Consider the following 11676-nt stretch of genomic DNA (forward strand, 5'->3'; position numbering starts at 1 on the left):
TAATCCGGTTCTATGTCTATCCCCATACTCATGTACCACCAGATCGGCGAGCCCAATCCCAAGGGCACGCCGTATCGCGGGCTGACGGTACACCCCAGCAGCTTCGCCCGGCAGATGCGCTGGATGCGCCGGCTGGGCTATCGCGGCCTGTCCATGCGGGACGTCATGCCCTATGTGCGCGGCGAACGTCAGGGCAAGGTGTTCGGCATCACGTTCGACGACGGTTACCGCAACGTGCATCGCAACGCGATGCCGATACTGAGCGAACTGGGTTTCACCGCCACCAACTATTTCGTGGCCCGCCAGTTCGATGGCGGCAATGTATGGGATCTGCAAAAAGGCATTCCGTTTTCGGCGCTCATGACCGTGAACGAAATGCGGGAATGGGCGCAGGCCGGCAACGAGGTCGGGTCGCACACCCTGGATCACGTCCACCTGCCTGAAATGACGCCCGAGGAAGCCCGGCGCCAGATCGTCGAATCCAAGGACGAACTGGAGCAGGCGCTGGGCGCGCCCGTCACCGCTTTCTGCTACCCCTATGGCGACCACGGTCCGGAACACCAGGCCATGGTGCGTGAAGCCGGCTACGACAACGCCACGCTGACCCAGCGCGGCCTGGCGGCGGCTTCCGATGATCCCTATGGGTTGCCCCGGGTGACGGTGGCGCGCTCCACCAATATCATCCGTTTCCTGCAGAAGTGCCTGACCCGGTATGAAGACACCCGCCGGCGCCGCTGAGCGGCGGCTCCGCATTGCGCTTCTGGTCGACCGCTTCGGCAATCGCTTCGGAGGCGCGGAAGCCTATGGCGTGGAGCTGATGCGTGTACTTGGCCAGCGCCACGACGTCTCCGTCGTGGCGCGGGATTTCGACAGCGACCTGCCGTTTCCCTTCCTGCCCGTGCGTTTTCCTGGGTGGCTGCCCAGTTGGATGCGGGTGTTGTATTTCGCCTGGCGCGCTGACCGCCTGACGCGCGGGCGCTACGACATCGTGCATTCGCACATGAATGGCTGGGCGGGCGAGATCCAGGTGATGCACGTTACGCCGGTGCGCTACAACCGCCTGACGCGCGTCAAGCCGTTGCAGCGCCTCACCGCCTGGCTCAGTCCGCGCCTGGCCACCTATCTGGTTTTAGAAAGGCTGCGCGTGCGCAAGGCGCCGGCGCGGCGGGTGGTCGCGGTGTCCGGCCTGATTATGGACCAGCTGCATCGCAGCTATGGTCCGCAGCTGCCCGTGGACATCATCGCGCCGGGGGTGAAGCTGCCGACGGCCGCGCAACGGGAAGGGCGCGACGAGACGCGCGCCCGGCTGGGATGGGACGCGGCCACCATCGGCTGTCTGCTGGTCGCCCGCAACCCCTTGCGCAAGGGGTTGCCGGCCTTGCTCGATGCGCTGGCCCAGCTGCCGCTGCAATACAAGCTGCTGGTCGTGGGCGCGGACGAGCCGACCCGCGAACGGGTGCGGGCGGCGGGCGCGATCGCGAGCCGGGTCTCGCTGATCGATCCTACGCCCGACGTTGCCCGCTATTTCAGCGCCGCGGACATCTATGCGCATCCCACGCTGAACGACAGCTACGGGATGGCGCCGCTGGAGGCGATGTCGCATGGCTTGCCGGTGGTGGTCAGTTCACCGGTCTACTGTGGTTTCGCGCAGTATCTGTCGGCGGGCAAGGACGCGCTCATCCTGCAGGATCCACGCAACGGCGCCCAGTTGGCGCAAGCGCTGGAGCGGCTCGGTTCCGAGCCCGGACTGCGGTCGGCGCTGGCCGAACGCGGCCTGGAGATCGCCCGCGACCAGAGCTGGGAAACCGTCGCCGCGCGTTACGAGGCGCTGTACGAAAAAGTGCTCTCGGAGCGTCCCTGACCGCAGCCCCCCCAGGTGTCTGACACCCACACCGGCCCCGCCCCTCAATGCGCCGGCGCCGTCATCCGTTCCAGCTCGCCGAGCCAATGGACCGCATGCTCGCGATCGGCGCCGCACATCTCGGCCTGGGGTTGCAATCCGCCGCAGAAATCGGGGCGCGAAGGCTGCCCGAATATCGCGCAGCGCATATCCGGCAGCAACTGGACGCAGGGCACGCCGGCGGGCTTGCCCTGCGGCATGCCGGGAATCGGCCGGGTGATCGATGGCGCGATGCAACAGGCGCCGCAGCCCGCCCGGCAGGCGAGCGCGGCCGGGCTCATACCCATCCGCGCAGCCAGTAGACGAAGAGGCCCGCGTATTCCTTGATGATGGAGCGGCTGGCGTCGAAGGTGCGCTGGTCGGGCAACCACAGCGGCAGAGAGCCGTCCGTGGGCGCCACGATCTGCGGCGGGGCGGGGGCGGCGATGGCCTGCACGCCCTGTTTGGAGAACGCCGCCATCGCGCGCGGCATATGCAGCGCGGAGGTCACCAGTAGGATCTTGCCGATACCGCGCGACTTGAGTTTGTCTTCGGTCAGGGCGGCGTTTTCGTAGGTGGTGCGGCTGGAGTTTTCCAGGATCAGCGCCGTTTCCGGCACCCCCTGCTGACGGATGGCGTGGGCCATGCCGCGGGCTTCGCTGACGTCGCCTTCCAGCGCGCCGCCGGACAGCACGACCTTGGGCGCGCGCCCCGCCAGGTAAAGCTGGGCCGCGGTGTCCACGCGCACGACCGCGGTGTCCTTGTCGTAGGGCAGGAACCAGTTGGCGCGGCCGTTGGCGGTGTTGCCGCCCAGGACCACGATCGCGTCGGCCGTTGGGGATTCCGCGGGCGGCAGGTGCGGGTAGCGGGATTCGAGCGCGCCGCCCAGCCAGAGGGACGTGGCCGGCAACGACCAGGCCAGCGCCCACAGCAAGCCGGCCGCAATGATGGCGCCGCCGGTCTTGCGGAGGCGGAACAGGCCCAGCACCAGTCCGACGACGACCAGGGTCAGGCACAGGTTGTACGGGATGATCAGATTCGCGAGATAGCTGGAAAGGGGCATTTCAAGTCCTGATTACTGCGTATCGTCCAGCAGGCTTTTGGCCTGTTGCACGACTTCCTCGACCGGCGGCCAGGCGTTCTCCGAGCCGATGCATACTGCTCGAGGCGACCAGGGGCCGGTCCGTCCGGGGCGGGTGACGCCGAAGAGGGTAAGCTCCCTGGCGGCCGCCGCCGCGGCGACGTGCGACACGCCGGAATCGTTGCAAATCACCAGCGCCGCCCTGGCCGTCAGCGCCGCGAAGGCGCCCAGGGACAGGGGAGGCAGCAGGAGCGCTGTCGGCGCATTGCGCCGGGCCTCGTCGGTTTCGGCCGGAGGGGGGCACATTACCACGGTATGGCCGAGGGCCTGGAGGGCGCGGGTAAGTGTATCGAATCCTGGCCAGACCTTGATCCTGCCCTTATGCAGGCCCGTGGCCGTCGGGGCGATCAGGACGAAACGCCGGCCGGCCAGCCCGGCCGCCTCGAGCGCCTGGGAGGCGGCATCGCGGTGGGCGGCGGTCAGGGGCAGGTCCAGGGTCGGGCCCGGCTCGGCGGGGCCGCTGGGCAGGCCCCAGCGCCGCAGGGCTTCCCGGGTCAGGTAATGCCAGGACTGGACGGCGTGCAGGGAGTCGTCCGGCTTGGAGACGGGCCAGCGCAGCAGGAAGCTGCGGCCGTCATCGCGGTAGCCCGCCGAGGGCAGGCCGGCCAGCCGGAACACCAGCGCGCTCGAGAGGGAGTCGGGCAGCAGCAGGCCCCGCGCCCGCCGCCCCTGGGCGCCCAGGCCGCGCCGATGGGCGCTGACGGCCGCTCGGTCGGGGCCGACCTTGCCCCGCATTGGGATGAAATCCTGCTTGGCCACGCCGTCGAGCAGGTCGCGGGCCCAGGGGCGGGCGCAGATCACCAGGGGCAGGCCGCTGGCGTGCAGGGCGCGCAGGCTGGGCAGGCTCATGCAGACATCGCCCACCCAATTGGGCAACCGGACGTACAAGCAACTGATATCGGACATGGATGGGCGCTGGGCGCGTTAGGGCTAAGAGGGGCGGTGCGGGCGGCGCGTCGGCGCGCAGCCGGTACAATTCTCGGCACAATTGTATAAAAGCGAGTGATCCCTTTGAATTCTGCCGCACGCAATGCGCCCGCGGGTTCCCAACCCGTCAAAGCTGAACTCTGGAGGCGGATCTACAGCCGCGTGGGCTCTTACTGGAAGGGCTTGTTGCTGGCCATCCTGCTGATGGCGGGCGCAGCCGCCACGCAACCCGTCCTGGCCGTCATTATGAAGCCTTTGCTGGACGGCGGCTTTTCGGGAGCCAAACCCTACTATGTGTGGGCCCTGCCGCTGGCCGTGGTGGGCCTGATCCTGCTGCGCGGCATTTGTAACTTCTTCAGCGATTATCTACTGGCCTGGGTGGCCAACAATGTGCTGCTGGGCATGCGGCGGGACATGTTCGAGCGCCTGCTGGGCCTGCCGGACGCCGATTTCAAGCAGGGCGACACCGGCCGCCTGCTTAACCGCTTCACCATCGATGCCGGCAACGTCACCGGCTACGCTACCGACGTCATTACGGTGCTGGTGCGCGAAACCCTGGTCGTCGTGGCCCTGATCTGCGTGCTGCTGTATATGTCCTGGGTGCTAACGCTGATCATTCTGATCATGCTGCCGGTGTCGGTGCTGATCTCGCGCTTCTTCATCAAGCGCCTGCGCCGCATCAACCGCGAAACCGTCAACATGAACGCCGAGCTGACCCGCGTCGTCGGCGAGGGCATCGACGGCCAGCGCGTCATCAAGCTGTTCGACGGCTATGAGGTCGAGCGCGGCCGCTTCGATTTCGTCAGCCGCCGCCTGCGCCGCTTCGCCATGCGCACCGCCACGGCGGACGCCGCGCTGACACCGCTGACCCAGGTCTGCATTTCCATCTCGGTCGGCGCCGTGATCGCCGTGGCGCTCAGCCAGGCCAACCACGGCGCGCTGACCGTGGGTAGCTTCGCCTCCTTCATGGCGGCGTTGGCCCAGATCTTCGATCCCATCAAGCGCCTGACCAACGTCGCCGCCCGCATGCAGAAGATGCTGGTATCGGCGGAAAGCGTGTTCACGCTGATCGACCAGAAGCCCGAAATCGATACCGGCACCAAGGAACTGGCCGAGCCCGTGCGCGGCAAGGTGGAATTCCGCAACGTCCAGCACCGCTTCCCGGATGCCGACCGCGATACGGTCAACGACATTTCCTTCACCGTGGAGCCCGGCCAGACGGTGGCCTTGGTGGGGCGCTCGGGCAGCGGCAAGACGACTCTGGTCAATATGCTGCCGCGCTTCGTGCTGGCCGACAGCGGTTCCATCCTGGTGGATGACACGCCGATCGACGAACTCACGCTGCGCAGCCTGCGCTCGCATCTGTCGCTGGTCAGCCAGGACGTGGTGCTGTTCGACGACACCATCGCGGCCAACGTCGGCTATGGCGCGCTGGGTAAATCCAGCGAACAGAAAGTGCGTGACGCGCTGGCGGCCGCCAACCTCCTGGAATTCGTCGAAGGCCTGCCGCAGGGCCTCAATACTCCGGTGGGCGAAAACGCCGCGCGCTTGTCTGGCGGCCAGCGCCAGCGCCTGGCGATCGCCCGCGCGCTGATCAAGAACGCGCCCATCCTGATCCTGGACGAAGCCACCTCCGCGCTCGACAACGAATCCGAGCGCCAGGTCCAGGCCTCGCTGGAACGCTTGATGAAGGGCCGCACCACGCTGGTCATCGCCCACCGCCTGTCGACGGTGCAGAACGCCGACCGCATCATCGTGCTGGACGCCGGCAAGATCGTCGAGCAGGGCCCCCATGCCGAACTGCTGGCCGCCAATGGCCTGTACGCCTCGCTCTACAAGATGCAGTTCCGCGAGGACTGACCCGCACGACCGCGCCCAGCGGCCGCCGGGCGCGTTTTCCATCTGTCGCATTTCCGGATTGCCAATCCGCCGGATTACCGGAAAATGGATCACGCCCGCGGTCCCCAGGCGGCGCCTTGCCCATGGTGGGCAGGGCGGCGGCCGGGGCGCCGTGGCTCGCTGTACATCCAGGAGCGCTCCATGTCTCTGCCTGCCGAAGGCAATCAGCTCGTCAACGTCGTCGTCCTGCTGGGAGCCGCCGTTGTCGCGGTTCCCTTGTTCAAGCGCCTGGGCCTGGGCTCCGTCCTGGGCTACCTGGCGGCCGGGCTAGCCATCGGCCCGTTCGGCATGGGGTTTTTTTCCGATCCCAAGTCCATCCTGCACGTCGCCGAACTGGGCGTAGTGATGTTTCTTTTCATCATTGGCCTGGAAATGCAGCCGTCCCGGCTGTGGAAGCTGCGTGGCGAGATCTTCGGCCTGGGCGTCGCGCAGGTGGTCGCCTGCGGGGCGCTCCTGACGGGCGTCGGCCTGCTGGCCGGGCTGTCCGGACCAGCGGCCTTCATGGCGGCGATGGGGTTTGTGCTGTCGTCCACCGCGATCGTCATGCAGATTCTCGCCGAACGGGGCGAGGCCGCCAGCGCGCAAGGGCAGCGCATCGTGTCGATCCTCCTGCTGGAGGATCTGGCCATCGTCCCCTTGCTGGCGCTGGCCAGCCTGCTGGCGCCGTCCGGCGGCGCCGAACACGGCGATCCGTGGCTGCAGGCGGCCATTGCGGTGGGCTGCATCCTGGCCCTGCTGGCGGCGGGCCGGTGGCTGCTCAACCCGCTGTTCCGGCTGCTGGCTGCGGCGCACGCCCGCGAGGTCATGACCGCGGCCGCGCTGCTGGTGGTGCTGGGGGCGGCCCTGCTGATGGAGCTTGGCGGCCTGTCCATGGCCATGGGCGCCTTCCTGGCCGGGGTCCTCCTGTCCGAATCCACCTTCCGCCATCAGTTGGAGGCCGAGGTCGAACCGTTCCGCGGCATTCTGCTGGGCTTGTTCTTCCTGGGCGTGGGCATGTCCCTGGACCTGTCGGCCGTTGCGCGTGAATGGCCGCTCATCCTGGCGGCGGTGGTTGTGTTCATGCTGGTGAAGTCGGTGGGGGTGTATGCGGTGGCGCGGGCGTTGCGCGCCTCGCACGCCGAGGCGACGACCCGCGCGGCCTTGCTGGCGCAGGGCGGCGAATTCGCGTTCGTGCTGTACGGGGCGGCCGCCGCCGCCGGCATTTTCGATGCGCACACGGGAGCGGTGCTGACCGCGGTCGTGATCATTTCGATGGCGTTCACGCCGCTGTGCGTGCTGGCGCTGCGCTGGCTACTGCCCAAGCCGGTGCCGTCCATGGAAGGCGTGGACGTGGCCAAGGACCTGGACGGCTGCGTGCTGATCGTGGGTTTCGGCCGCTTCGGACAGATCGTGACCCAGGCGATGCTGGCGCGCGGCTTGACGGTCTCCATTCTGGACACGGATACCGACGCGATCCGGGCGGCCGCCAAATGGGGCGTCAAGGTCTATTACGGCGACGGCACCCGCGTGGACATGCTGCGCACCGCCGGCGCGGAGAATGCCTGCGTCATCCTGATCTGCATCGACAATCCGCATTCGGTCAACCATTTGGTCAAGCTGGTGAAGGCGGAATTCCCGCTGGTGCGGGTGGCGGTGCGCGCCTATGACCGTATCCATTCGCTGGCGCTGGCCCGGGAAGGGGTGGACTATCAGGTCCGCGAAACCCTCGAATCCGCGCTGGCCTTCGGCGAGGCCGCGCTGCGCGTGATCGGGGTACCGGTGGAAGAGGCCGCCGAGGTAGTGCAGGACGTGCGCAAGCGGGATACGGAACGTTTCGAGCTGGAAGTGGCAGGCGGGCTGTTCGCCGGCAGGTCGCTGCTGTATGGCAACATGAGCAGCCCCGCGGACGGCAAAAACGACCAGCCCGACCGTGAAACCGGCGAAACGGCGGCCAGCCCATCGGCGTGAATCACTATTTCATTTTGTATGCGCAACGTTACGCATCATTTCACGCGCAAGCGCCGATGACTAAGGTAGATTAATCCGCATCGACTCTTCGTCCATGAAGAGCGTTTTGCCAGGGGGGGCTGCCATGCTGCAATCGGATCGGATTTCCACGACGCCGCACGCTGTTGGTGTAGAACTGGCCCGGCGACAGGCTTTGGCCTTGCGCTGCGGGTTTTCGGCGGGCGCCATGCGCCAGCTGCTCTCGCAGACCGGCAGCACGGGGCCGGCGTGGTCGATCGGCGCGCACCGCGAGACCGACAGGGCCCGGGGCGCCAAAGCCTTTCCCTTCCGCATCGGCGCGGCCGTGGCGTCCTGAGCGGCGCGCCGGACGTCTGGCGTCCGGTGCTCTCGGCCGGGCCGTTGTCCGGCCGTTTCCTCGGGCGGATTCCGCCCGGCAAGGAATCGTGTCCCTATTTTGCGCCGGACCTTGCGCGCCAGATCCGGGAACGGCATCATCGGCAAGATGAATATCCATTAGGCATGGACTGCGACATCCCGACCTCCCTTGCGTAGGAGCGTCGTATTTGAAGTCTCGCAGCGTCGTTCATCGCGCCTTGTATGTATTGGCGGTGCTGGTCGCGGCCGGCATCTGCGCCGCGGCCATCGCGCTGCTCTGGATCGACCGGCGCGTTACCTGGAATGCCGCCTATGTGTCGGCGTGGAACATCACGAGCGTGCTGTCCAGCGATATCGGCCGTACCGTGCATTTCTATGACCTGTCGCTGCAAGGCGTCAGCGAGCGCCTGGACGAACCCGGAATAGAGCGCATCGAACGCGCAACCCGGCATCGCTTCCTGTTCGACCGCTCCTCCGCCGCCGAGTACCTGGGCGCCATCGTGGTGGTGGATAAGGACGGCAATATCCGCTATCACTCCGGGTCGCTCAACCCGCCCGCGGTGAATTTCGCCGACCGGGATTTCTTCCAGGTGCACCGCGACGCCGACGACGTGGGCCTGTACGTCAGCAAGCCGTACCACGGCCGCATGCGCGGGGCTGGATTTTCAGCAATTCCTGATCCGCCGCGAGGGCTCATTCGTGGGCATGTTGTCGCCCGACGGCATCAACCGCCTTTACACGTTCGCCACCATCGAAGGCACGCCGCTGATCCTCGATGTGGCGATGGACGTCGACGAAGTGCTGGCGCCCTGGGTGCGGCGCGCATTGCTGGTCGTGGCGGCGGACGCCGCCATCTACCAGGCCAAGAGAGCGGGCCGCAACCGCGTGGCGGTGGCCGGCGAGTGATACGCCGGCCGGGCCCTGGCCGCTTAGCGGCCGATCATCACTGCCTGCATGCGCGTCTGCGCCTGCTGCAGATTCTTCGCTTGCGCGTTCAGGTCCTGCAGCAGCTTGTTCAGCTCAGCCTGCACGGCGGGATCCTGCACCTTGACGATCGGGCCGGACATATCGATCTGCGCGGCATTCGCGGCGACGTAGTCGGCGATCTTCAGGCTGGCGTCGAACGTTGCGTTCAGCTGCGGCAGCGTGTCGCGGAGCGTGTCGGCCGGCAGGCTGACGGTCTTTTCATAGGCCTTGTCGTACACGGCCTTCAGGTCGTCGGGCTGCTTGAGTTGCGCATGCGCGGTGTCGGCCTTGGCGCGCTGCGCCAGCAGCGCCTCGCCCATCTCGTTGAGCGAAACCTGCACCGCCTTGATGTCGTCGCGGCGGGTCACGATGTCGTTCAGCGAGCGCACCGCGCCCTTTTGCATGATGCCGGGCAGCGGCTTCACCGAAGCGTCCATGCCGGAATTGAAGTCGGTGATCACGGCATAGTGGGCCGCGTAGTCGCCAAAGGACTTCTTTTCCTCGTCCGTCGCCTGCGGTACGCGCACGCCGGGCTTGTCCACGATGCGGGTCTGCAGGAACTGCGTGAACGCGGCACGCTGTTCGGGCTCCTGGTTGCCGCAGGCGGCCAGCATGAGCGGCAGCGCCGCAGCCAGCACCAGGAACGGACGGAATAGGGACTTCATCATTAATCTCCGAAAGCAGAAAGAATGGGCGCCATGCGGGGCATGGCCCGTAAAGCGCCCGCAGCTTATCGGCTCGTCCCGCTCGTCGCCATCGGTTTCAAATTTCATTGCAAACGAATCGTTAAGACACACAATCCATACACAATGACGTGAATTCCTGGCGCCGACCTGTTACTGCGTCAGACGAGAATGATGTCGTATTGTTCTTGCGAATACCGGCTTTCCACTTCGAGGGACACGCGCTTGCCTACGAAGTCGCCCAGCATGGCCAGGTGCTGGCTTTCTTCTTCCAGGAATAGATCGACCACGTCCTGGGATGCCAGGATGCGGAATTCCTTGGGGTTGAATTGCCGGGCCTCGCGCAGGATCTCGCGCAGGATTTCATAGCAGACGGTGCGCGGCGTGCGCACGTTGCCGCGTGCTTCGCACATGGGGCAGGGCTCGCACAGCTGGTGCGCCAGCGAATCGCGGGTGCGCTTGCGGGTCATTTCCACCAGCCCCAGCTGCGTGAAGCCATTGACCGTCATGCGGGTGCGGTCGCGCGAGAGCGCCTTTTTCAGTTCGGCCAGCACGGTTTCGCGGTGCTCCTGGTCTTCCATGTCGATGAAGTCCAGGATGACGATGCCGCCCAGGTTGCGCAGACGCAGCTGGCGGGCGATTGCCTGCGCCGCCTCCAGGTTGGTCTTGAAAATGGTGTCGTCGAAGTTGCGCCCGCCCACGAAGCCGCCGGTGTTGACGTCGACTGTGGTCAGCGCCTCGGTCTGGTCGATGATGAGGTAGCCGCCCGACTTCAGATCCACCCGGCGGGACAGGGCGCGCGAGATCTCTTCATCCACGTTGGCCGTGTCGAAGAGCGGCCGCTCGCCGCTGTAATGCTGGATGCGGCCGACGACCGACGGCGTATAGATGCGCGCCCATTCGAGCATGGCGGCGCTGGTCGTGCGGGAGTCCACGAGAATGGTGCCCGTGCCGGGGCCGACCATGTCGCGCAGCACGCGCTGAGCCAGGGTCAGGTCCTGGTGCAGCAGGGCGGGGGCGGGCTGGGTGCGCGCGGCCGCCTGTACGCTGGTCCAGAGCTTGCGCAGGTATTCCAGGTCCGCCGTCAGTTCCTCGTCGTTGGCGCCTTCCGCCTGCGTACGCACGATGAAGCCGCCTTTTTCATCGGCGGGCATCAGGGCCTGCAACCGTTCGCGCAGCTGGATGCGTTCGGATTCGGTGTCGATCTTCTGGGAAATGCCGATATGCGGGTCATGGGGCAGATAGACCAGCATCCGTCCCGCCATGCTGATCTGCGTCGACAGGCGGGCCCCCTTGGTACCCAGGGGATCCTTGACCACCTGCACCATGATGGTCTGTCCCTCGAACAGGAGCTTCTCGATGGGGGTGGGCGTGAGGCCCTGGCTGCGTTCACCCCGGTTCTCGCGCAGGTCCGCAATATGGATGAAGGCCGCGCGCTCCAGGCCGATGTCGATGAAGGCGCTCTGCATGCCAGGCAGTACGCGGACGACCCGCCCCAGATAAATGTTGCCCACGTGTCCGCGCTGGATACTGCGTTCCACATGCAGTTCCTGCACCGACCCTTGTTCCACCAGCGCAACGCGGGTCTCGAAGGGAGTGACATTGATCAGGATATCTTCGCTCAGGGCGATGGCGGGGGGCATAGGGTGCTCGTCTCCAGGTAGGTGCGGCGTACAAGGCGAATAGTAAACGTACCCATTCCATAGGCAAGCCAGGATGCAGCCATCGCCTCTATATCTATGCCTCTCTATATAAGTAAGAAGGCAAATATGGGGGCACGGAAAAGTTGTGCTATAGTCTCGCTCCTTCGCGGTTCGGACAGTTTGAACCCCGAAGCCAAGCAAGCAATCATTGCATGG

Annotated in this window: 12 protein-coding genes; 6 read left to right on the forward strand and 6 right to left on the reverse strand. The window is 66.2% G+C overall.

Annotated elements, in window-relative coordinates; genetic code table 11:
- Positions 1 to 12: 12 nt before the first annotated feature.
- On the forward strand, positions 13 to 738 hold the full coding sequence (locus AGI3411_RS25650; RefSeq protein ID WP_129530138.1) for a polysaccharide deacetylase family protein: 726 nt from the start codon (positions 13 to 15) through the stop codon (positions 736 to 738).
- The gene (locus AGI3411_RS25655) at positions 713 to 1861 is read left to right on the forward strand and encodes a glycosyltransferase family 4 protein (RefSeq protein ID WP_129530139.1); all 1149 of its coding nucleotides are present in this window, start codon (positions 713 to 715) and stop codon (positions 1859 to 1861) included. The genes AGI3411_RS25650 and AGI3411_RS25655 overlap by 26 nt, the downstream gene beginning before the upstream one ends.
- A gap of 44 nt (positions 1862 to 1905) precedes the next feature.
- On the opposite strand, the gene AGI3411_RS25660 is transcribed toward AGI3411_RS25655, so the two are convergent.
- From AGI3411_RS25660 to AGI3411_RS25670, 3 genes are read right to left on the reverse strand one after another with little or no spacing between them, the layout of a single operon-like run.
- A complete protein-coding gene (locus AGI3411_RS25660; RefSeq protein WP_129530140.1) occupies positions 1906 to 2187 on the reverse strand; it encodes a YkgJ family cysteine cluster protein in 282 nt (93 codons plus the stop codon).
- Complete coding sequence (locus AGI3411_RS25665; protein WP_129530141.1) at positions 2178 to 2942, reverse strand: YdcF family protein; 765 nt, start codon at positions 2940 to 2942, stop codon at positions 2178 to 2180. The genes AGI3411_RS25660 and AGI3411_RS25665 overlap by 10 nt, the downstream gene beginning before the upstream one ends.
- A 12-nt stretch (positions 2943 to 2954) precedes the next feature.
- Positions 2955 to 3926 (reverse strand): glycosyltransferase family 9 protein, encoded by a 972-nt coding sequence (locus tag AGI3411_RS25670; protein ID WP_129530142.1) that lies wholly within the window; start codon positions 3924 to 3926, stop codon positions 2955 to 2957.
- A 105-nt stretch (positions 3927 to 4031) separates the two neighbouring features.
- Between AGI3411_RS25670 and msbA the strand changes: the two genes are divergently transcribed.
- The 3 genes from msbA (at position 4032) to AGI3411_RS25685 (ending at position 8148) form a co-directional block, all read left to right on the forward strand.
- Entirely contained in the window at positions 4032 to 5807 is a 1776-nt protein-coding gene (gene msbA, locus AGI3411_RS25675) for a lipid A export permease/ATP-binding protein MsbA (RefSeq protein ID WP_129530143.1), read from the forward strand.
- A gap of 180 nt (positions 5808 to 5987) precedes the next feature.
- Complete coding sequence (locus AGI3411_RS25680; RefSeq protein ID WP_129530144.1) at positions 5988 to 7793, forward strand: monovalent cation:proton antiporter-2 (CPA2) family protein; 1806 nt, start codon at positions 5988 to 5990, stop codon at positions 7791 to 7793.
- A 124-nt stretch (positions 7794 to 7917) separates the two neighbouring features.
- Entirely contained in the window at positions 7918 to 8148 is a 231-nt protein-coding gene (locus AGI3411_RS25685) for a hypothetical protein (RefSeq protein WP_129530145.1), read from the forward strand.
- Between the two features lie 136 nt (positions 8149 to 8284).
- Here AGI3411_RS25685 and AGI3411_RS30295 read toward each other — a convergent pair whose 3' ends face one another.
- Entirely contained in the window at positions 8285 to 8809 is a 525-nt protein-coding gene (locus tag AGI3411_RS30295; RefSeq protein WP_208748174.1) for a hypothetical protein, read from the reverse strand.
- 64 nt (positions 8810 to 8873) lie between these two features.
- Between AGI3411_RS30295 and AGI3411_RS30300 the strand changes: the two genes are divergently transcribed.
- Positions 8874 to 9074, forward strand: a complete 201-nt coding sequence (locus AGI3411_RS30300; RefSeq protein ID WP_208748176.1) for a PDC sensor domain-containing protein — start codon at positions 8874 to 8876, stop codon at positions 9072 to 9074.
- Positions 9075 to 9097: 23 nt separating this feature from the next.
- Here the strand turns inward: AGI3411_RS30300 and AGI3411_RS25695 are convergent, their stop codons facing one another.
- A complete protein-coding gene (locus AGI3411_RS25695) occupies positions 9098 to 9799 on the reverse strand; it encodes a DUF3053 domain-containing protein (protein WP_129530146.1) in 702 nt (233 codons plus the stop codon).
- 179 nt (positions 9800 to 9978) lie between these two features.
- Positions 9979 to 11442 (reverse strand): ribonuclease G, encoded by a 1464-nt coding sequence (rng, locus tag AGI3411_RS25700; RefSeq protein ID WP_129530151.1) that lies wholly within the window; start codon positions 11440 to 11442, stop codon positions 9979 to 9981.
- Positions 11443 to 11676 lie beyond the last annotated feature (234 nt).

The organism is Achromobacter agilis, from assembly GCF_900496965.1.
Lineage (GTDB): Bacteria > Pseudomonadota > Gammaproteobacteria > Burkholderiales > Burkholderiaceae_B > Achromobacter > Achromobacter agilis.

Excerpts from the sequence above, each read along its gene's own strand:
- AGI3411_RS25650 (WP_129530138.1), top strand. The coding sequence starts at position 13 with ATGTCTATCCCCATACTCATGTACCACCAGATCGGCGAGCCCAATCCC.
- AGI3411_RS25655 (WP_129530139.1), top strand. The coding sequence starts at position 713 with ATGAAGACACCCGCCGGCGCCGCTGAGCGGCGGCTCCGCATTGCGCTT.
- AGI3411_RS25660 (WP_129530140.1), bottom strand. The coding sequence starts at position 2,187 with ATGGGTATGAGCCCGGCCGCGCTCGCCTGCCGGGCGGGCTGCGGCGCC.
- AGI3411_RS25665 (WP_129530141.1), bottom strand. The coding sequence starts at position 2,942 with ATGCCCCTTTCCAGCTATCTCGCGAATCTGATCATCCCGTACAACCTG.
- AGI3411_RS25670 (WP_129530142.1), bottom strand. The coding sequence starts at position 3,926 with ATGTCCGATATCAGTTGCTTGTACGTCCGGTTGCCCAATTGGGTGGGC.
- AGI3411_RS25680 (WP_129530144.1), top strand. The coding sequence starts at position 5,988 with ATGTCTCTGCCTGCCGAAGGCAATCAGCTCGTCAACGTCGTCGTCCTG.
- AGI3411_RS25685 (WP_129530145.1), top strand. The coding sequence starts at position 7,918 with ATGCTGCAATCGGATCGGATTTCCACGACGCCGCACGCTGTTGGTGTA.
- AGI3411_RS30300 (WP_208748176.1), top strand. The coding sequence starts at position 8,874 with ATGTTGTCGCCCGACGGCATCAACCGCCTTTACACGTTCGCCACCATC.
- AGI3411_RS25695 (WP_129530146.1), bottom strand. The coding sequence starts at position 9,799 with ATGAAGTCCCTATTCCGTCCGTTCCTGGTGCTGGCTGCGGCGCTGCCG.